The following is a 21717-nucleotide window of genomic DNA, read 5'->3' as shown; positions in this document are numbered from 1 at the left end:
TCGTAAGTTTGGTTACCACAAACAACCATCATGCGAAATATCTTCTTTTTATGTCTTTTTTTAGGCATTAGTTCCTCTGTTCTAGCTCAATCTAAGCATACGATCCCTGTTCATACTGCCTATCTTTTACCTGCAACTGAGGAAGAGCCTTTCATCAGTGAAAATGGGAAACAAGTTTATCAATGGTCAGATGCAAAACAATCTATCAGCTTCTTTTTTTATCATACAAAGCCCGGTACACTCATGTTATCATTGAATGGTGCGGCTGTCAAGATCAATCAACAAATACAAGTAACTGTCGGCGGAAAATTATTCAACGTATTGGTGCCTGTGAGTACAAGATCGAAAGAGATCAGGATTGGCTCCTTGCCTGTTACAGATAGTGGGTTTATGGAAGTTGTAATCTCGGCAAAAAAATTGGTATCGAAAGGTATCAAGATTGAGTCTTTGATCGTTGCCGGAAATGGAGCTGAAGCACTTCGATACAATGCTAAACCAAGAAGAAATGCGGCTTCTGTACATCTTAGATATCCATTAGCAGATAGCATTCGTGCGATCGGATTTTATAATGAAGTTACTGTTCCAAAAGGATATGATCCTGTTCATAGCTTTTATATGGCCAACGGTTTTTCGAGAGGCTATTTTGGAATACAGGTGAATAGTGAAAAAGAGCGAAGAGTGATTTTTTCTGTATGGGATGCAGGCAACGAAGCCATCGACAGAAATAAAGTAGCAGAAGAGAATAAAGTTAAACTACTGGCAAAAGGTGATGGGGTGATCACCAATGATTTTGGAAATGAAGGTACAGGCGGTCATAGCCATTGGGTATATGATTGGAAAACCGGAGAAACCTATCAGTTTATGTTGACAGCATTACCCGATAGTGCTTCACAAACTACTATTTATACGGGATACTTTTTTGTTCCTGAATTGAAGCGTTGGAAACTGATCGCCGCCTTTCGAGCTCCAAAAGATGGGAAACGTTTATCGAACCTTTATTCTTTCAATGAAAACTTTGTAGGGAGTAATGGTCACTTGCAAAGAAGGGCTTTATTCGGTAATCAATGGGTGCAACAGCAAAATGGGAGATGGGTGCCATTAACAGAAGCGATATTTTCAACAGATGCAACCGGCAAAGCAGGAGATCGTTTTGATATTGGAGCCGGTGTTGCCAATGAACAGTTTTATCTGTGGAATGGTGGTTTTATGGCTCAGGAAGGGAAACCTGGCGATTCCTTCAAAAGAAACAATACTTCAAAAGCACCCACTATTGATTATACAAAAGATGCCGATAGTCTGGCACAGGCAAAAAAAGATATCGAAGAGATAGCCACTGCTGTTCAAGCAGGTAAAATCGATACAACAGGCAGTATTGAATCTGTTTATTATCATATTCTCCAACAGGGCACCGGCGATTTTGTGTCAGTCACAGATACCGTCACTGTTCATTATAAAGGGTCATTGTTGACGGATGGAAGCATCTTTGATCAGACAAGAGATAATCCCGCTACTTTTCCGTTAAGAAGATTGATACGTGGATGGCAACTGGCACTTCCAAAATGTAGAGTAGGAGGTAAGGTAAGAGTGATCATTCCATCTGCCCAGGCTTATGGAATCAGAACCAGAAGCAAAGATATTCCCCCTAATAAAGTATTGGTTTTTGATATTGAAGTAATCAGTACAAAAAGGCAGCAGTAATCAGCTGATCGGTATCTCTGGTTGGTAGGACGGCGATAATGCCTTATGAAATTGACATTTTATGCAGGTTTTTGAAGGAACACTTGCAGGAGGCTTTATTTCTGTCTAACTTAAAGTCATCTACTTTTCGTAACGCCAAACCCTGTCTATGAAAGCGGCTCGTCAATTGACCATTGCTATGCTCGTATTGGCTGCAAGTGCAGCATTGTTTGTGGGATATCATCTCATTACAGACCCTACGGGTAGCACACTGAGTATACCGGTTTATTTTCTTAATGGAAGTATGTTCACAGATTTCGCTACTCCAGGTTGGATCATTTTAGTATCCATAGGTTTATTAGGGATCATTACCATTATCACGGTCGTAAAAAGAATTCGCCATTTTCATACCGTAGTTGTTATTCAGGGTGCGATCATTTGTGTGCTTGTGATCGCTCAAATGATCATCATAGGAGAAGAATACATTTTACAATACCTCTTCCTCATGTTGGGTATGGCGATTGCTATCGTAGGTGGCTTATTAAGTCAGGTGGATAAGAAAATTGAAAATAAGAAATAAGGAATGTGTGAAATTTTATATCGGATTTTATTGCTCCGTTCCTTTCTTTAGCGTAAGATAAACACCATTTGTCCAACCAAATCCATCTTGATTCGGATATTCACCACCGCCGGCCTTAGTATGTATATCTTGTACATTGTATTTCTCCATCATCTTACCAGTTTCTTCATACGTGTGTTCATTTAGGCGCATCCATCTCTTTTTGATTTCATTGGCCAATTCATCATGCCGGTAATTACACAATCCTTTATAAGCAACCCATTGCAGTGGTGCCCATCCATTGGGCGCATCCCATTGCTGACCTGTTTGAAGAGTAGTGGTTAATACACCTCCATCTGCAAGCAGTTGTTCTTTTATCACCTTGGCTGCTGCATCTGCTTGATGCTGATCAGCTACTGCAAGGAACAACGGAAAGCAACCAGCCATGGTAATGCGTTCGGTATTTTTCTGCTGTTGGATGTGGTAGTCAAAATAAAATCCATATTCCTTATTCCAGCAATAGAGCTGAATGGCTTTTTGACGACTTTCTATCTTTTGTTTGAATTGATGTATCGCTGTTTCATTTTTATTCTGCTGATAACAAGCCAATAAAGTTTTCTCCAGGTTCAATAACAAACAATTCAGATCAACAGGGATGATATCTGTTGTCTGGATCGTATGCATATGTTTTTCATCTGCAAACCATCTGCTGCTGAAATCCCAACCCGATTCTGCTGCTGCGCGTATATGCCTGTACACATCCTGTGGTTCTTTATTGGAAGCTTTTGCTATATGAAGATCTTCAATGTATGCTTCAGGTCTGGGTGTAGAATTGTCATCCCAGTACCTGTTCAATATTGATCCGTCGGGCATCAGTACGATCCTTCGAAATATCGGAGCCTCAGGTGAAATTTGATCTGCGCCATCCATCCAAAAAGCATATTCTTTCTCAAGTGCTGGTAGATAAACATCAAGTATTGTATGCCCTTTGGTATTTTGTAACAATCCTACCATCATACTGAAAAAAGGCGGTTGCGATCTGCTGATATAGTATGTTCGGTTGCCATTGGGAATATGTCCAATGGTATTGATAAGAAAGGCGAAATTATTCACCATATGTTCTATTAGGTCGAGTCTGCCACTCTCTTGTAAACCTAACATAGTGAAATAACTATCCCAATAATAGATCTCCCTGAACCTTCCTCCTGGAACAATATATGGGTAAGGAAGCGATATCAATGTGCCCCCTGTTTCATCCGGAGTTCTTTGTAAAATATTCCACAGCTCATTCAAGTGTGTATCAATAGGTTTATTGGCAGATGAATAGTCATCTGTTTGTACATCTGGTAATATGAAATTTTCCTGGATGAATTTTAATAAACTAAACAAAGGCTGTGTACGCTCATGGGCGTAACGCGCTAGAATATCAGTGACACTTGTTTTAGGTAAAGCATCTACAAAATATTTTGAATCAGCAAAAATGCCCGCTTGTTGTACATCTTCATATAAGGGGGATAAAGTTTCGATATGCAAGTATGCATTGCTCATGATCAGTTCGATTGAATAGTGTTCTTTTCTTTTCGTTGTAGTCTGTTAAACAGTAACAGACATACAATCAATATAGCCATTGGGATCAAGGAAAAATAGAAAGCTTGTTTTCCGTCATAATGCTCAAATATATTTCCTGTAATGATAGAGCCGGTTGTGCCACCTAAGGCTGAAAAAATAATGATCAGACCAGACATTAATCCATGTTGCTTTACCGGTAATGTGCTGAGTATGACCGAATTCACAGCAGGATAAATTGGAGCCAACAATAAACCGATCATTGGAAATACAAAGGCAGCGATCGGTGCAGTAGACCAACCTGAGATGGGGTGCCCTGTTGTTTTTTCAGCCAATGGGATCGCTACTAAAACCAATACTGCAGCCAATACCAGACAAGAGATCAATACGATCAGCCAGTTTAGTTTTTTCAATACCAAACCCGCAAAGAAACGACCCAGGGCTGTGGATCCGGCAAGAATACTTGCCATCTGAATACTCAATGCTGCAGGTAGTAATAATACTTTGTTATTGAAAGTGGGTAGCCAACTCATGATACTTTGCTCGATCAAAACATAAAAAAAAGCACATAGTACAAAGACCAATACGATCGGTTTGATCATCAGCTTGAACATTTCCTTAAACTCATCTATCATTGACTTCTGTTCTTTTACTTGTATAGATGATTCATCCAGCGAAGCAGATAGGAGCAACAGAAAAGCAAGAAATGAAATGCCCCCCAGTAAATAATATACATTTAACCAAGCAGTAGATTGAGGATTCGTATCATCAACGAAGTAGCTAAAAATAAAATAGCCTGTCAGAATCCCGATCATGAAAAAGGATTCAATAAAATTCATAAGGCTGATATGTTCTTTTTCATTTTTAGTAACGAGTCCGATCGTGCTGTATACAGACATTTTGATCAAAGCAAAAGAAGACCCAACCGCTGCAAACAATAATTTGGTCGTAAGAAAACTAGCAGTAAAAGGCATAATGAAACATATCACACTGATAAATCCTAGTGCAATCAGCATGGCATTTTTATATCCAATGCGAACAATATAAGAGGAGATCAGAAAAGAAACTGCTGCAATGCTCAAATCTTTGAAAGCTTCTAAAGTTGAAGCAGCACTTTCAGTAACGCCAAAATTTTGTTGCACTTGCAGGATAACAGTACCTACACTGTTTAAGAGTATCGCAAAAACAAAATAATTGAGGAATAGGGATACTTTTATTTTCCAGTTTTGCATAGAATGGTTTTAATAATTATTGAACGGGAATAAGCTTTAAACAAACAGGATTTGGTACTTCAGTTTGTCTTAGCAGTTGTTGTAATAAACCTGTTTTTTTATCAATACGATATGTAACAATATTATTGGTTCGCTGATTGGCTACTAATAGAAAATTGCCATTGGGTTCAATGATAAAATTTCTAGGTCCGGCGCCGGGTATGGGTTGGTAACCTACAGCGGTAAGTTTCCCACTATTTTGATCGATCGAAAATATTGCCAGATTGTTTTCTTCTCCACGATTCGAAGCATATAAAAATTTTCCGTCGGGTGAAACATGTATATCTGCACTACCTGCTTGTCCTGTAAATTCTTTTGGGTGCGTTGCTATTTGCTGTATCCCGCTCAGAAAACCATTTGTATACCGGTATGCTTTTATTGTACCTGTCAGCTCTTCCAATAAATACACAAATTTTTGGTTGGGATGAAAATCTAGATGACGGGGGCCACTACCAGGGGTTGATGCTGCAAAAGGCATAGCTGCTGGTTTTAATGGCTGTTTAGCAGTTGGATTAAAAAGATACATCATCACTTTATCAGTTCCAAGGTCAGGTACTAAGAGATATTTATGATCAGGTGAAAAAAAAGTTCCGTGCACATGTGGTTTATCTTGTCTGCTGGTATTGGCACTACTACCCGTATGCTGGATTTTTTGAACATAATGTTTCAGGCTACCATCCGCAGCAACAGGAAACACACTGATATTACCTCCGGTATAATTTCCTGTGATCACCCATTTCCCTGTTGCATCAACTGTTACATAACAAGGATGGTCACCACCTGTAGGTTGACTATTGATATAGTACAACTGTCCTGTAGCTGCATCAAATTCATAAGCACTTACATAACCAGGTTGATCTCCTCCGGTTTCATTGACTGTATACACTTTTTGTTTATCAGGCGATACTGCCAGGAAAGAAGGATTGGTAGCACTATCGGTACTACTCACCCATTGTACTTCTCCATTTTGGGAGTTGAACCTGAAAACATACACGCCCTTACTCTTGCCGGTAGTATAAGTACCAACCAGCAAGTAATGATCTTGGGCAAACACCAATGAACAAAAAAGACACATGACGAACAATAGACAAGCTCTCATGATGGGTTGGATTTTCCGTAAGATAAACATTGCATCGCATTTTTTAACTCAATCCTGATGATATCTCCTGATTCACTGTCTTTTACGATTTCGGGAGTCTGTTATCATTAACATAGTTGTTTAGTAGACTATTTGTATTTTCGCCCGGCAAATAAGCGTTATGAAATATATATACTTGGGAGTGATACTTTTTATGATGGGTTGTGGAATCAAACAAAATGAAAAATTACAGATAGGTAAGTGGCAAGCCAAGCTGCTCCGTGAAGATGGTAATAATATCGTCTTCAACTTTGAAGTGATCAGTGCAGGAGATAGTCTCCGATGGATCATCAAAAATGGAAAAGAGCAGATCGAAGTGAATGATATATCGATCAAAGGTGATTCGGTATTCGTAGCGATGCCGGTTTTTGAATCCTATTTTAAGTTGATCAAAAAAGGGAATGATCAACTAACCGGTATCTGGACAAAAGCTGCCACAGCAGGATTTATTGATATGCCATTTGAAGCAGTTGCAGGCACAAGCAAAAGATTTGAAACAACCAATCAGCCAATTGCAAATATTTCGGGTAAATGGGAAGTCACATTTTTTAGAGCAGATGGTTCGCCAAGACCTGCTATCGCTGAGTTTGTTCAACAAGGTGAAACGCTTTCCGGCACCTTTATCACACCAACCGGTGATTACAGGTATTTGTATGGAGTGGTAGATGGCAATCAGGTCAAGCTGTCTACATTTGATGGTAGTCACGCTTATTATTTCAATGCAACGATCAATAGTGATACTTCAATCAGTAATGGAAATTATTATTCCGGAGCCACTAGCATTGAACCTTGGAAAGCGGTAAAAAATGAGCAAGCAACTTTACCGGATGTAGCTGCAATGTTCTTAAAGGAAGGCGAGGAAAAGTTGAGCTTTAGTTTTCCTGATTTAGATGGGAATCAAGTTTCGATCAATGATGAACGTTTTAAAAATAAAGTGGTCATTGTTCAGATCATGGGATCATGGTGTCCGAATTGTATGGATGAAACAGCTTTCTTAAGTGACTATTACCAAAAGAATAAAGATAAAGGCGTGGAAGTAGTGGCGCTTGCTTATGAGTATTACGAAGACCGTGCTTTGGCAAGCAATAGCGTTAGAAAATTTCAAAAAAGATTCAATGTGCAATATCCGATGTTACTGACAGGCGTTACTGTATCTGATACATTGAGAACAGAAAAAACATTGCCTCAGCTTACCAAGATCAAATCATTTCCTTCTACTATTTTTATTGATAAACAAGGTAAGGTAGCCAAGATACATGCCGGCTTTGAAGGTCCGGGAACGGGAGTACGATATGAGTTGTTGAAAAAAGAATTTGAAGCAACGGTAGAACGTTTATTAAAATAAAAAAAGCACGGGGTTCAACCCCGTGCTTTTTTTATTTTATTTGGCTCCTTTTACATATTTATCTAGCCATTGTTGCTGTTCCCATAATGTGTGTAATACATTTTCCTTTCCTCGATAGCCGTGCGCTTCATAAGGTAGAAAAACGAAACGAACAGTTCCACCATGACCTTTGATCGCAGCGTATAAGCGCTCGCTGTTGATAGGATAGGTACCGGTGTTATCATCACTATCGCCATGGATCAATAAGATAGGAGTCTTGATCTTATCAGCATAGCTGAATGGACTCATCTCATAATACAATTGAGGCGCTTGCCAGTAAGTGCGATCTTCATTCTGAAAACCAAATGGAGTCAGTGTTCTGTTATAAGCACCACTTCTTGCAATACCTGCTTTGAATAAATTAGTATGCGCTAACAAATTAGCAGTCATGAAAGCTCCGTAGCTATGTCCGCCAACACCTACACGATTCTTATCTGCAATACCCAATCCTGATAAATGATTGATGGCAGCTTCAGCATTCATTTTTAGCTGTGCTACAAAATTATCATTTGGCTTTTTATCAGCAGAGGTGGCAACGATGGGCATTTCGGCATTATCCAATACAGCATAACCTTGCGTTACGTAGTAAATGGGTGATCCCCAGCTCAAAGTAGTGAAACGATATTGACTACCTCTGATCTGTGCGGCATCAGCAGCACTGTTAAACTCACGCGGATAAGCCCAAATGATCAATGGCAACGGGCCATCTTTGTCTTTATTATATCCTTTTGGCAAATACAGTTCTCCTGTAAGATCTACGCCATCTGCTCTTTTATACTTTACTTTTTCTTTGATAACACCTTCCAATTGTGGATATGGATTGGTGAATTTGGTAATAGCTCTGTCCGCAACACGTAGAACCAGATTTTTGATATAATAGTTGGGCACTTCTGTTTGTGATTCGCGGCGAGTGAGCAACACCAATTTATCAGCATCGATCACATCATTCACAGTTTCATATACTCCTTCTGTACAACGCCAGATGATCTCATTTTTCTTGGTAGACAGGTCGAATTTAGCGAGGAAAGGAAGGTCGCCTTTTGGAGATGATCCGGTAGTATTGTTCATCAGAATTTTACTACCATTATCTGTGGTTTGAATAACAGGTCTGCCAAATTTATTTCTTGTCAGAACCGGTGCTCCCGGGTTATTGTAAGCATCTGTTTGATTTCTTTCGATCAGTAATTCAAGAGAACCAGTAGTGCTGTTGTATCTGCTTAAACGGAAAGTTTGTTTCGATCTTAATACTTCCTGTACCAATGCTAAAGTAGCATCACCCCAGGTAGTACCTGCATAACGGGTTTTTGTTTTGAACAATTCTTTTGCTTCGCCTGTGAATGGTGCACTTAATGCATACACTGCATCGTGGTATTCCACCTGCTTTTTGATCAAACCACTATCCAAAGGCATAGCCCATGTAATGGTAGCAGCTTCATCATCTCTCCAATCAAAACCCCTGGGTACATTTTGTGTATTGTCATAACCGGAAGGTGTTCCTTCAGTAGAAGGTAATTCAGCCAACACCTTTACCACTTTACCTGTCAGATCTTGAATACTGATGGTAGAAGGAAATCCGTTAGCAGTCACTAGATAAGAGAATGGCTTACGAATGGTTCTAACCATCATGTATTTTTTATCCGGCGATAAACTGAATGTTGAAACAATACCCGGTTTACCGATATTGGTTTCCACACCATTTTTATGTTGTACGAGTTGACCTGTTGCATAAAACTCAAACAGTTGCTCATCAAAAGGAGATTTGATCAGATCCTGGTAAGTAGGACTAGGAGCCGCTTTACCTAAATTCTGTTGAATGGTGGGACCTTTCGGAGTGATTGGACGTTTAGGGGCATTTGCAGCTGATTGTGTAGCCGCTTTATAAATGATGGTATTATCATCTACCCAGGTATAAGAACTGCCTAATACAGTATTGAGTGCTTGCTTATTGATCTTCATAGCTTTTTTTGTAGCCACATCGATCACATACAAATCTACTCTTGAACCTGTTGTGTGCGTAAATGCGATCTTGGTTTCAGAGGGACTCCAACTGACATTACCTGCCAATAAATTTGCAGGCAAACCGGTCACCTGAGTACTTACGCCTGTTTTAATGTTTTGCAGTGAAAAATTATTGATAAAATTTTGTCTGCTAGGTGCAAAGTTGTTTGGATTGATCCTTAATCCTGCAACGCGGAGTTCGGGTTGTCCGAGTTCCTCTACTGTTGGATAGCTGTTACGTTCACTTAATAACATCCATTCTGCTTTGCCATCAATGCTTACAGAAGGAGTTGGTTTTGCGAGTAACAATTCCATGACTTCTTTGGCAGGTGTGCGATAGCTGTTATCATCCTGTGCATACAATGAAGTAAAAGATGCACCAGCGATAAGAAAACTAAAGAACCACTTTTTCATAATAGTTGGTTTTATCGGTGTTGATTTTTGAAAATTTATCATTATTGGTAAACACGTACATAATCGATCCACATTTTCTGCGGGAATACTTTTTCATCTACACCTTTTTGTCCACCCCATGATCCTCCTACAGCGATGTTCAAGAGTAAATGAAAAGGTTTATCAAATGGCCAGGCATCATTGCCGGTATGTTCATTCTTAAAAGTAAAATAGGGTTTATCATCTACCAGTACCGTGACTGTTTCTTCATTCCACTCCAATGCATATACATGAAATTTTTCACTGCAATCAGGAACACTAACAGTCGCTGTTTTTTGTGTGCCAATGCTATGAAAATATTTCTTTGTATGAGTCGAAGCATGAATGGTGCCTTGGTTATAACCCACGTGTTCCATGATGTCGATCTCTCCATCATCAGGCCAGGTGATTTTTGGCGTTGTGCCCAACATCCAGATAGCGGGCCAGGTACCTACACCTTTTGGTAATTTCGCTCTGACTTCAATACGTACATATTTCCAGTCAGCTTTCCCTTTCGTTACCAGACGGGCAGAAGTATATTCATTTTCACCCATTTTTTCTTTATGGGCTTCTATGATCAACATGCCTTTTTCTACCCTGGCGTTTTTCAGTTGTTTAGCGGTATAATATTGTAGTTCATTATTACCCCAGCCATGTCCGCCAACATCATAGCTCCATTTGGTGGAGTCGGGCAATCCGTTTTTGTTGAATTCATCACTCCAGATCAATTTTCTTTTTTGGGAAGTGGCTGTCAGACAGATCATTGACAGCATGGCGAATACCATTGTTTTAAACATAGGTTGCAATTTGGGATACGTAAGTTAGGCATTATAGAGGAGGAAAGAAGGCTTTAAGGATGGTCGGGTGAAAAAAATTTGTGTATAAATACAGATGCCTGTACTTTTGCATCTCATGAAACAATTCGCACATATCCACCATCATCATTACTTACCCATTGGGTAGGCTGTTGGTGTTTTGTGCCAAACATAAAACATTGAAGGGCTTACCAACAGGTAGGCCCTTTTTATTTTAACTGAATACTATGAAACTAAAGCTCGCAATCCAAAAAAGCGGTCGTTTGCATGATGACTCCATTCGTTTGTTAAAAGAATGTGGTATTGATATCAGTAATGGCGTAAACAAACTCAAGGCAGAGGCAACAAACTTTCCTTTGGAAGTATATTTCCTCAGAGACGATGATATTCCACAATACGTTGAAGATGCGGTGGCCGATATCGGCTTTGTAGGGGAAAATGTGGTCTATGAGAAGAAAAAGAAAGTAACTGTGGTCGAAAAACTTGGTTTTGGCAAATGCCGTTTGAGTATGGCAGTTCGTCGAGGCGAAGAGTATACAGACGCCTCTTTTCTCAATGGGAAAAAGATCGCGACCAGTTATCCGGTTATTGTAGAGAATTTTTTAAAGGAAAAAAATGTGACAGCTGAGATCCACGAGATCAGTGGTAGTGTGGAGATCGCGCCGGGCATCGGATTGGCAGATGCGATCTGCGACCTGGTCAGTAGCGGTTCTACGCTTTTTATGAATGGACTGAAAGAAGCAGAAACGATCTTACAATCACAGGCAGTATTGATCCGTAATAATGGATTAGATGAAGCTAAAACACAATTGCTGAATCGGTTGTTATTCCGTATTCAGTCTGTGAAGAAAGCAAAAAACAATAAATACATTTTGCTGAATGCACCCAATGATAAACTGGCTGAAATCATTTCCTTATTACCTGGTATGAAAAGCCCAACAGTATTGCCTTTGGCTGATCCGGGTTGGAGCAGTGTACATAGTGTGCTTAATGAAAACGAGTTCTGGGATATCATTGAACAACTAAAATCTGCCGGAGCTCAAGGGATATTGGTGGTGCCTATTGAAAAGATGATCGTATAGTTAAAAGAGAAGTATGAAAAAGATAGAATTGCCTGAAAAAAATACGTGGAAACAAATCCTTCAACGCCCGGTGATCGATACTGCTACTTTAGAGCAACAAGTAAGAGGTGTTTTAAATGTGATCAAGCAAGATGGTGATACAGCGGTTTTTCAGTTTACACGTCAATTTGATGGTGTACAGTTATCATCGCTTGAAGTAACAGAAGAGGAGATCGCTATCGGAATACAAAAAGTTCCCGATGAGCTTAAACGTGCTATTAAACAGGCGGCAAATAATATTCGTGTTTTTCATGAAAAGCAGAGATCGGGTATTGAAGTTGTTGAAACCATGGCAGGGGTGAGATGCTGGAGGAAATCGGTGGGTATCGATAAAGTTGGACTATATATTCCCGGTGGAACCGCACCTCTTTTTTCTACCATATTGATGTTGGCCATTCCTGCGCAGATCGCTGGATGTAAGGAAGTGATTCTTTGTTCACCACCAGATAAAGAAGGGAATCTTAACCCGGCAATTTTATATGCAGCAAGTTTGACCGGTGTTCATCGAATTTTTAAAGTAGGTGGTGTACAAGCAATAGGGGCCATGGCTTATGGTACAGTAACCATCCCTAAAGTATACAAGATATTTGGCCCGGGAAATCAGTATGTGACTTGTGCCAAGCAATTGGTACAACAAGAGGGAACAGCCATCGATATGCCTGCAGGCCCCAGCGAGGTTTGTGTATTGGCTGATACTACTGCTAATGCCTCATTTGTAGCCGCTGATCTATTGAGTCAGGCTGAACACGGCACTGATAGTCAGGTATTGTTGGTCTCAACCGATACTCAACTCATCGATGATGTGATGAAAGAATTGAAAGTGCAGTTAAATGATTTACCGCGCAAAGATTTGGCCGCTAAAGCTTTGGAAAATAGTAAAGCTGTATTGGTAAAAAATATGGATGATGCGATAGCATTGGTGAATGAATATGCTGCGGAGCATTTGATCCTATCCTGTGAGAATGATGAATCAGTAGCAGAAAAAATCACCAATGCAGGTTCTGTATTTCTTGGAAACTATTCCCCTGAAAGTGTAGGTGATTATGCAAGTGGTACCAATCACACTTTGCCAACCAATGGTTTTGCGAGAGCTTACAGTGGGGTGAGTTTGGATTCATTTGTAAAAAAGATCACCTACCAGCGTCTTACAAAAGAAGGTCTTTCAGCAATTGCTCCTACAGTAACAGCGATGGCAGCGGCGGAAGGTTTAGAAGCACATAAAAAAGCAGTCACGATACGTTTATAAATTCCGATCATTATAATTCAATAATATGTTCAACCTGGATCAACTCACCAGAGAAAATATTAAAAAGTTAACTCCCTATTCATCAGCACGTGATGAATTCAGTGGAGAGGCTAAGGTCTTTTTAGATGCTAATGAAAATAGTTTGGGATCACCATTATTGAAATGGTATAACCGTTACCCAGATCCGCATCAGCAACTCATAAAGCAGAAACTGAGCACGATCAAAGGTATTCTGCCCGAACATATTTTCCTAGGTAATGGTAGTGATGAATGTATTGATATTTTATTTCGATGCTTTTGTGAACCGGGAAAAGACAATGTGATCATTTGTCCGCCAACATATGGGATGTATGAAGTAAGTGCGCATATCAATGATGTTGAAATTCGTAAAGCGCCGCTACTCCCGGATTTTCAGTTAGATCTTGTTCATCTTGAAAATTTGATGGATGCGAATACCAAACTGATCTGGCTTTGTTCGCCAAACAACCCAACCGGTAACTCTTTGAATCGTGTAGATATTGAAATGGTACTCAATAATTTCAATGGTATTGTGGTGATAGATGAGGCCTATATCAATTTTGCCAGACAAAAATCATTTGTACAAGAGCTGAAAGAATATCCGAATCTGGTTGTATTACAAACACTCAGTAAAGCATGGGGGCTTGCAGGTTTAAGACTTGGGATGGCATTCGCATCACAGTCGATTATAGAAGTCATGAATAAAGTGAAGCCACCTTATAATATTAATCAGGCAACACAAGAGCTTGTTTTAAAGGCATTGGAAGAGGTTGGTCAAGTCAATGATATGATCAAATTACTGGTAGATATGCGTGAAGCATTGGCAGAAGTTTTTGCATCTATGCCAACCGTAGAAACAGTATATCCGTCTGATGCCAACTTTATATTAGTTAAAATTGCGGATGCTCGAAAAGTGTATGAGTTTTTATTGACAAAAGGTATCGTTTTGCGTGATCGAAGTAATGTGCAATTATGTGAGAATTGTTTACGTATTACGGTAGGCACGGAACAAGAGAATACCCAATTGGTAGATGCCATGCAGGAATGGTATAATTCACACGCAAACGGATAACTCTGTATTTTCATTAGTATTTTTATTTCAAATTCAGAACCATATGAAAAAATTGTTTCTCATTCTTATCACTGCTTCATTATCACTTGTAGTAACAGCAAATGATTCAACAAAGGTTAGTGCGAATAATCAGGTAGTAGCTGATGCAGATAATGCAGGTCTTAACCTGCCTTCAGGATTTGGCGCGTTGATCGCTGCTGATAATCTTGGAAGAGCCAGACATATAGTAGCTACCAAGCAAGGAGGTATTTATGTAAAGCTGGAAAGGTTGGTAGGTGGAAAGGGTATCGTCTATCTGACAGATGCAAATAAAGATGGTAAGATGGAGATTGAGACCAGTTTTGCGAATTTTATAGGAACAGGTATTGCTATTAAAGATAATTACTTGTATGCATCATCAAATGAAGATGTATTTCGCTATCAGTTAGATGAAAATGGAAAGGTTATCAATCCTGATAGTCCTCAACGAATTGTCAAAGGACTGTGGGATAAGCGTCAGCATGCTTCAAAATCTTTGGCTTTGGATAATGCAGGCAATATTTATGTGAATATTGGTGCGCCCTCTAATTCTTGTCAGGAAGTAGATCGCACGAAGGGTTCTAAAGGAATGTATCCATGTCCGATTCTTGATTCGGCGGGTGGTATTTGGCAATTTAAAGTTGATCAGACAGATCAAGGATATCATAATGGAGTACGTTACGCAACCGGTTTAAGAAATGTCGTAGGACTCGATTGGAATGATCAGCAAAACAAATTATATGTGACCATGCATGGAAGGGATATGTTGTACAATTTATATCCTGAGATGTTTGATACCACTGTAAGTGCAGAATTGCCTTCAGAAACCATGTATGCGATCAATAAAGGTGATGATGCGGGATGGCCATATGTTTATTATGATCATTTTCAAAAGAAAAAAGTTTTGTCGCCTGAATATGGGGGAGATGGAAAGAAAGCCGGTGGTGAAAAAGCCATTGATCCGATCGTAGCATTTCCCGGTCATATGGCCCCGAATGCATTATTGTTTTATACAGGAAACCAATTCCCTGCTAAGTACAAAAACGGCGCTTTCATTGCATTTCATGGCTCATGGAATCGTTCACCTTTACCACAGGAGGGATACTATGTAGTGTTTGTTCCATTTGAAAATGGTAAACCATCCGGACAATGGGAGGTATTTGCGAATGGGTTCTCAGGAACTGAGGTCGTTAAAAATCCGAGAGATGCCAAACACAGACCCTGTGGTTTGACACAAGGACCAGACGGATCATTGTATGTATCTGATGATGTGAAAGGAACTATTTACAGAATCATGTATAACTCCAAATAATCTTGGTATGAAATATGTTTGTTGCTTGACTTTGATCTTGGTTTTCGGTTCTGCATTCATTAGCAGACCGTCATTGGAAGTGCACCAACAACCCGCTGTTAAAGCCTCTATGGATCGTGGTAAAACCATTTATCTACAGCGTTGTATGGCTTGTCATCAAGTAGATGGCAGTGGTGTTCCAAGGCTTAATCCCCCACTGGATGGAGCTTCAACAGTGAAAGGAAATGATAAATTAAAATTGGTTCGAATTATCATAAAGGGTATGACAGATAGGGTAGAGATCGATGGTGAGTATTATGATAATAATATGTCTGCAAATCCGGATCTGACCGATACACAAATTGCAGATGTGTTAACCTATATCAGAAATAATTGGAGTAATAAAGCTTCTGTTGTAACTGCCGCAGAGGTAAAAGCAGCCAGAGCAAAAATCAAATAAACAATGAGACCGGTATTATTTATAGATAGAGATGGAGTGGTACTGCAGGAACCACCCATCGATTTTCAGGTAGATAGCATAGATAAAACTTCTTTCGTCAAAGGAAGTATTACTGCATTGGCGCAGATCGCAGCTTCATTTGATTATTATAAGGTAATGGTCACCAATCAGGACGGATTAGGAACTGATAGTTATCCGGAAGAAACCTTTTTCCCGTATCACAACATTATGCTGCGTACACTTGAAGGAGAGGGATTTGTTTTTGATGAAATGATCATAGACAGAACCTTTGCTGTGGATAATCAACCAACTCGTAAGCCGGGTACTGCTTTGTTACAGCATTTTTTTGATAAAGATCGATTTGATCTGAGTAATTCATATGTGATCGGAGATCGATGGAGTGATATTCAGCTTGCTAAAAACCTAGGCTGTAAAGCCATTTATCTAAAGTCGCCTTTACATACATTGACCCCCGAGCAAGAACAGGAGTTAAGACCCGTGATTGCATTGGAAACGGATAGTTGGCAGGAGATATTTAGCTTTTTGAAGCTGGGTATGCGTGTAGTGAATCATGAACGTAATACCAATGAAACCAAGATCAATGTTACATTGAATCTGGATGGATCAGGACGTTCTGATATTCATACTGGTCTTGGTTTTTTTGATCATATGCTTGATCAGATCGCTAGACATGGAAAGATCGATTTGACCATTCAGACAGATGGCGATTTGCATATTGATGAGCATCATACCATTGAAGATACCGGTATTGCTTTAGGTGAGGCTTTTGCAAAGGCACTTATTGACAAGCGCGGCATGGAGCGTTACGGATTTGCTATACCGATGGATGAGGCAGACGCAAAAGTATTGATCGATTTTGGTGGAAGAAACTGGATCGTTTGGGATGCAGAATTTAAAAGAGAGAAGATCGGTGAAATGCCTACTGAGATGTTTTTTCATTTCTTCAAATCATTCAGTGATGCTGCAAAATGTAATCTGAATATATCCTGTAAAGGTGATAATGAACATCACAAGATCGAAGCAATTTTCAAAGCATTTGCAAAAGCCATTCGGATGGCGGTGAAGAGAGATCCATTTTCGAATCATTTACCTTCTACTAAAGGGGTTTTATAATTTTTATTGCCACTGGGGGCACAGAGAAGCACTGAAAATTCTGTGTATTTCTGTGCCCTCAGTGGCAATCTATTTACCTTTTCCCGAGAGAATAATCCTCAAAGTATGTATCATGATCTTAAAATCAAGTAATAGGGAGGCATTCTCGATATAAATAAGATCATATTTCATTCGTTCGATCATTTCATCAACTGAAGATGCATAACCAAACTGTACCATACCCCAGGAAGTAAGTCCGGGTTTCATTTGTAATAAATAACGATAATAAGGTGTTTTGAGGTTGATTTGATCAATATAAACCTTTCGTTCAGGTCTGGGACCGATCAGACTCATATCACCTTTCAGAATATTCCACAGTTGTGGTAACTCATCTAATCTCCATTTACGCATGAATTTCCCCCATCTGGTAATGCGTGGGTCATCATCACTGGATAGCATAGGTCCGTCTTTCTCTGCATCTGCTACCATGCTTCGGAATTTATAAATGAGAAAGGGCTTACCCTTATATCCGATTCGCTGTTGCACATAAAAGATACCGCCTTTAGAAGAAAGTGCTGTTCGAATAGCAATGAATACATAAAGAGGTGACAATACGATTAAGGCAAATAAGGAAATAAGAATATCTGTTAATCGCTTTACATTCTGCTGCCAAGCACTTAGTGGGTTGGATCGGATATCGATCAATGAAGCAGTGAAAACATTATTGGTTTTGACAGATCCTGAAAGAATATCCAGGGTATCAGCTACCAGTTTGATATCGGTTTCACTATCCGATAATCGGTACAGTATATCGTTGATGACTGCATTTTCATTTTTATCAAGTGCCAAGATCACTTTATCAATCTGTTTTTCTCTGATCAAGACTTGCAGGTCTGTGATGGTTCCAAGATTCGGCAGCCATTTACTGAGTCCATTTCCTTTATCAATACCTGTTGTGATATATCCTGTTACACGAATGCCCAGATACCTAAAGTTTTTCTGAACTTCTTGGTATGCTTGAACAGCATATTGGTTATTGCCAATAATAAGAGCATTAAAAATAAGTTTGCCATTCAGAATCGCTCTTTTAAAGGTGTGGAGTATGATGAGTCTGCCACTAAACAATAACAGAAAACTAATAGCAAAATAGTATAGTAAGTAGGTAAAGAAAACAGATGCTTCTATAGAAATGAGAATACAAGAAATCAATGTTCCCAATAGAACGTGAATGAAAGTAGCGGTCATTTCATTCAATCTGGATTTTTCATACAATGATTGCTGATAACTTCCTACGAATGCAAAAAATAAAAGCCAGCCAAAAGGGATCAGTATTAGCGTATATAATAAAGGACCTTCCTTTATAAAAGAGGTTGTTAGGAGGTCTTTTGCAACATAATGAAAGAATAGATAAGTACTGCAAGCTGTAAACAAGTAGTCGGACAGAATATACCACCAGGCTATTTTCTTGTTAGTACTGTACATGTGTTAGACCAGAATGCTGGTATTATTGATTTTCTCCAGTATCTGATGAGCCACTTCCATAGCAAGGAAGCCATCAATTTCACTTACAACTGTAGGCTTATTGTTTAGGATTGCGTCTGTAAATGATTCCAGCTCCAATTTGATCGCATTGGCTTGCGGAACAATCGGATTAGCGATCGCAATGGTTTTTTTGCCATGTTGGGTGTCAATATCAAACGAAAAAACATGCTGGTCATCCGGTTGTTTCAACTTGATGATCTCAGTTTTCTTTTCCAGAAAATCAATACCGATATAAGCATCTTTCTGGAACAGTCTCATCTTGCGCATTTTTTTCATGCTGATGCGACTGCTTGTCAGATTGGCTACACATCCGTTATGAAATTCAATACGGACATTCGCAATATCTGGGGTTTCAGTCATGACAGCGACACCACTTGCTGAAATATGTTTTACATCACTTTTAACCAGGCTAAGAATGATATCAATATCGTGTATCATCAGATCCAATATCACACTTACTTCAGTTCCTCGCGGATTGAATTGAGCCAAGCGATGTACTTCAATGAACATCGGATTTAATTGGTGCTGTTGAATAGCAAGATAAGCCGGGTTGAATCTTTCGACATGTCCAACTTGTAATTTTACATTTGCCTCACGAACCATGTTCACGATATCTCTTCCTTCCTGAATGGTATGCGCCAAAGGTTTTTCAACAAAAACATGTTTCCCTTTTCTGATCGCCATCATGCAAATGGCGAAATGATGATCGGTAGGCGTTACGATATCGATCGCATCACAGGCATCGATCAATTTCTCTTCATCCGAGAATCTCTTCAAGCCATATTCTTCCACTGCAATTTTTGCATTGTCATTATTGGGATCAAAGAAACCAACGAGTTTTACATCTTTGATCTCTTTCCAGTTATTGAGGTGAAATTTGCCCAGATGACCAACGCCGAATACGCCTACTTTAAGCATAGCAAAAGTTAAGTTTAGTGGGTAAAGATAAATAAAGACAGGGCCCGAAGTAATAGCCGGCGCTTTATGTGGATATTCTTCAGGAAGGGTTGCTTTTGCCAGTTAAACTCCTGAAATCTTACTTAATATTGTTGATGCTTAAAAACGGGCATTTTAAGACTTTACTTGTTAAAGCAGGCCAGAGGATATTTGGCAGGGAGAAATGGCTTTATGGGATGGCTCAATTCAATTTGCTAAGAATGAGTAGGGGGCGTTATGAAAGAGATTTTCGCAATTTTGCCGATCTGGTACCGGGTCATGGGTTGATCTTGGATATTGGAGCAAATTTGGGTGTTATGTCTGCTTATTTGGCTCAAAAAAAAGATTCACTGCGAATAATAGCGATTGAGCCTATACCATTACATGTAAAAGTGATGAGTAAACTTTTCAAACATAAGCGGATTGTAAATGTGGAGATAGTTGAGAAAGCGCTAAGCAATAAAAATGGATTTGTAGAGATGAAAGTTCCATTACGAAATGGTGTTTTACAACATGGATTGGCTTCGCTTGAAATCGATAATGAAACGGGAGGTGATATCTATCAAGTATCAGCGATCACGTTGGATCAGCTAATGGAAAATTATTCGGATGAAATTTTAGTAGGAGTGAAGATCGATGTAGAAAACCATGAGTGGGAGGTACTGAGTGGCGGTATTCAAACCATCCAGAAATATTATCCCATCATTATGGCAGAATTATGGAATGATGCAAAAAAACAAGCCTGTTTAAGTTTAATGAGATCATTGGGCTATCGCGTTATGTATGTGAATGCAGATGGGGAACTTGTAGTTTATCAAGGAGAGGATGTATTGAATTATTTATTTATTCCAACATCTGTAAAATAATGACGATACTCCTTTACATATCATTATTCATCATTGCTTATGTCTATATCGGTTATCCTTTGATGATCCTTTGTATTGGGCAACTTGTAGGACTATTTCGTAAAAAGTTCCATAGCACAAATACGCTTTCGCAAGATTTACCGCATGTAACCATTCTAATTGCGGCCTACAATGAGGTCGATTATTTAGAAGCAAAGATCAAGAACACATTATCCTTGGTTTATCCAGAGGATAAGAAATCCATCATCGTAGTAACGGATGGATCAACAGATGGGTCGGAAATATTGGTGTCTCGTTATGCTCAAGTACAACTATTTCATGCACCAGAGCGAAAAGGAAAAGTAGCGGCGATCAGTCGTGTTCTTTTTTCTGTGGTATCTGACATAGTATTATTTACGGATGCTAATGTTTCATTGAATGAAGATGCGCTACATCATCTTGTACCTCATTTTGAAGATCCTTTGATCGGGGCTGTGGCGGGGGAGAAGAAAGTTTCAGATGGTAAAGAGAAAGGAGCGGTGGCTGTGGAGGGCTTGTATTGGAAGTATGAATCTATGATACGCAAAGCAGATGCTTATGTTCATTCTGTTACGGGAGCAGCAGGTGAGTTATTTGCAATTCGTACTGAGCTTTTAAAGCAAATGCCTGAAGGACTTATTTGTGATGATCTGTATATGAGTTTACAAGTAATCGATCAAGGTTTCCGGATCGGTTATGCTGATAAAGCGTATGGGGTAGAAAGTTATTCCTTTTCGATCATGAAAGAATGGAAAAGAAAAATAAGGATAGCGGCAGGAAGTATTCAAATGCTTGGTATGATTGATTGGTGGAAGCTTTTAAGGCAAAGACCGGTTCCTGTTTTTCAGTTCGTGAACAGAAAGATAGTGCGTTGGATCGTTGTTCCGTATTTGGTCATACTCATACCTTTTTTTGTAGTGTTCGTGGGTCTAAATAATGCTGGGGTTCTATTGACTGCGGCCATTTTGTTGAGTGTAGTCTTTTATTCATGGGCATTATTAGGAGGCGTGTTGATATCGTTGAAATTCATACCTCGCTTTTTTTATTTACCCTTTTATTTTGTGTGGGCGAATCTGGCCATGATCGCAGGTACCTGGCAATATTTGTTTGGAAGATCATTTTCGGTTTGGGAAAAAGTAAGATGATTGTTTTCATCGCATATGATAAAAAAGAAAC

General features: G+C 39.3%; 18 protein-coding genes. 11 read left to right on the top strand and 7 right to left on the bottom strand.

What is annotated here, in order from left to right; genetic code table 11:
• Window positions 1–30: 30 nt before the first annotated feature.
• Together ABXG83_RS05430 and ABXG83_RS05425 are read left to right on the top strand one after the other, a co-directional pair.
• Entirely contained in the window at window positions 31–1698 is a 1668-nt protein-coding gene (locus ABXG83_RS05430; RefSeq protein WP_353550469.1) for a DUF3472 domain-containing protein, read from the top strand.
• Between the two features lie 148 nt (window positions 1699–1846).
• On the top strand, window positions 1847–2257 hold the full coding sequence (locus ABXG83_RS05425) for a hypothetical protein (protein ID WP_353550468.1): 411 nt from the start codon (window positions 1847–1849) through the stop codon (window positions 2255–2257).
• A 27-nt stretch (window positions 2258–2284) separates the two neighbouring features.
• Here ABXG83_RS05425 and treF read toward each other — a convergent pair whose 3' ends face one another.
• Genes treF through ABXG83_RS05410 form a run of 3 tightly spaced genes read right to left on the bottom strand, consistent with a single transcriptional unit; the run spans window position 2285 to window position 6172 of the window.
• Window positions 2285–3784, bottom strand: coding sequence for an alpha,alpha-trehalase TreF (gene treF / locus ABXG83_RS05420; RefSeq protein ID WP_353550467.1), 1500 nt, complete (start codon window positions 3782–3784; stop codon window positions 2285–2287).
• 2 nt (window positions 3785–3786) lie between these two features.
• On the bottom strand, window positions 3787–5034 hold the full coding sequence (locus tag ABXG83_RS05415; RefSeq protein WP_353550466.1) for an MFS transporter: 1248 nt from the start codon (window positions 5032–5034) through the stop codon (window positions 3787–3789).
• A gap of 16 nt (window positions 5035–5050) precedes the next feature.
• Complete coding sequence (locus tag ABXG83_RS05410) at window positions 5051–6172, bottom strand: lactonase family protein (RefSeq protein ID WP_353550465.1); 1122 nt, start codon at window positions 6170–6172, stop codon at window positions 5051–5053.
• Window positions 6173–6332: 160 nt separating this feature from the next.
• Here ABXG83_RS05410 and ABXG83_RS05405 point away from each other — a divergent pair, with 160 nt between their 5' ends.
• Complete coding sequence (locus tag ABXG83_RS05405) at window positions 6333–7556, top strand: TlpA disulfide reductase family protein (protein ID WP_353550464.1); 1224 nt, start codon at window positions 6333–6335, stop codon at window positions 7554–7556.
• 36 nt (window positions 7557–7592) lie between these two features.
• Here the strand turns inward: ABXG83_RS05405 and ABXG83_RS05400 are convergent, their stop codons facing one another.
• Both ABXG83_RS05400 and ABXG83_RS05395 read right to left on the bottom strand, forming a co-directional pair.
• Complete coding sequence (locus tag ABXG83_RS05400; protein WP_353550463.1) at window positions 7593–10007, bottom strand: prolyl oligopeptidase family serine peptidase; 2415 nt, start codon at window positions 10005–10007, stop codon at window positions 7593–7595.
• A gap of 41 nt (window positions 10008–10048) precedes the next feature.
• The gene (locus ABXG83_RS05395; RefSeq protein ID WP_353550462.1) at window positions 10049–10822 is read right to left on the bottom strand and encodes a glycoside hydrolase family 16 protein; all 774 of its coding nucleotides are present in this window, start codon (window positions 10820–10822) and stop codon (window positions 10049–10051) included.
• 245 nt (window positions 10823–11067) lie between these two features.
• On the opposite strand from ABXG83_RS05395, the gene hisG reads away from it, so the two are divergent.
• From hisG to hisB, 6 genes are read left to right on the top strand one after another with little or no spacing between them, the layout of a single operon-like run.
• A complete protein-coding gene (gene hisG / locus ABXG83_RS05390; protein WP_353550461.1) occupies window positions 11068–11922 on the top strand; it encodes an ATP phosphoribosyltransferase in 855 nt (284 codons plus the stop codon).
• Between the two features lie 13 nt (window positions 11923–11935).
• The gene (gene hisD, locus ABXG83_RS05385; protein ID WP_353550460.1) at window positions 11936–13207 is read left to right on the top strand and encodes a histidinol dehydrogenase; all 1272 of its coding nucleotides are present in this window, start codon (window positions 11936–11938) and stop codon (window positions 13205–13207) included.
• 25 nt (window positions 13208–13232) lie between these two features.
• Window positions 13233–14297, top strand: coding sequence for a histidinol-phosphate transaminase (hisC, locus tag ABXG83_RS05380; RefSeq protein ID WP_353550459.1), 1065 nt, complete (start codon window positions 13233–13235; stop codon window positions 14295–14297).
• Between the two features lie 43 nt (window positions 14298–14340).
• Window positions 14341–15627 carry a PQQ-dependent sugar dehydrogenase gene (locus tag ABXG83_RS05375; RefSeq protein ID WP_353550458.1) on the top strand — a complete coding sequence of 429 codons (1287 nt, stop codon included), beginning with the start codon at window positions 14341–14343 and terminating at the stop codon, window positions 15625–15627.
• 7 nt (window positions 15628–15634) lie between these two features.
• Window positions 15635–16066, top strand: a complete 432-nt coding sequence (locus tag ABXG83_RS05370; protein ID WP_353550457.1) for a cytochrome c — start codon at window positions 15635–15637, stop codon at window positions 16064–16066.
• Window positions 16067–16069: 3 nt separating this feature from the next.
• Window positions 16070–17200, top strand: coding sequence for a bifunctional histidinol-phosphatase/imidazoleglycerol-phosphate dehydratase HisB (hisB, locus tag ABXG83_RS05365; protein WP_353550456.1), 1131 nt, complete (start codon window positions 16070–16072; stop codon window positions 17198–17200).
• 69 nt (window positions 17201–17269) lie between these two features.
• Here hisB and ABXG83_RS05360 read toward each other — a convergent pair whose 3' ends face one another.
• Together ABXG83_RS05360 and ABXG83_RS05355 are read right to left on the bottom strand one after the other, a co-directional pair.
• Window positions 17270–18661: a sugar transferase gene (locus ABXG83_RS05360; protein ID WP_353550455.1), complete on the bottom strand. Its 1392-nt coding sequence runs from the start codon at window positions 18659–18661 to the stop codon at window positions 17270–17272.
• A gap of 3 nt (window positions 18662–18664) precedes the next feature.
• On the bottom strand, window positions 18665–19639 hold the full coding sequence (locus tag ABXG83_RS05355; RefSeq protein ID WP_353550454.1) for a Gfo/Idh/MocA family oxidoreductase: 975 nt from the start codon (window positions 19637–19639) through the stop codon (window positions 18665–18667).
• A 239-nt stretch (window positions 19640–19878) separates the two neighbouring features.
• Between ABXG83_RS05355 and ABXG83_RS05350 the strand changes: the two genes are divergently transcribed.
• Both ABXG83_RS05350 and ABXG83_RS05345 read left to right on the top strand, forming a co-directional pair.
• Window positions 19879–20523 (top strand): FkbM family methyltransferase, encoded by a 645-nt coding sequence (locus ABXG83_RS05350; protein ID WP_353550453.1) that lies wholly within the window; start codon window positions 19879–19881, stop codon window positions 20521–20523.
• Window positions 20523–21686 (top strand): glycosyltransferase family 2 protein, encoded by a 1164-nt coding sequence (locus tag ABXG83_RS05345; protein WP_353550452.1) that lies wholly within the window; start codon window positions 20523–20525, stop codon window positions 21684–21686. The genes ABXG83_RS05350 and ABXG83_RS05345 overlap by 1 nt, the downstream gene beginning before the upstream one ends.
• Window positions 21687–21717 lie beyond the last annotated feature (31 nt).

Source organism: Sediminibacterium sp. KACHI17 (assembly GCF_040362915.1).
Taxonomy (GTDB): Bacteria; Bacteroidota; Bacteroidia; order Chitinophagales; family Chitinophagaceae; genus Sediminibacterium.
The sequence above is the reverse complement of the archived record's forward strand: the minus strand, read 5'-3'. Positions and strand labels throughout refer to the sequence as shown.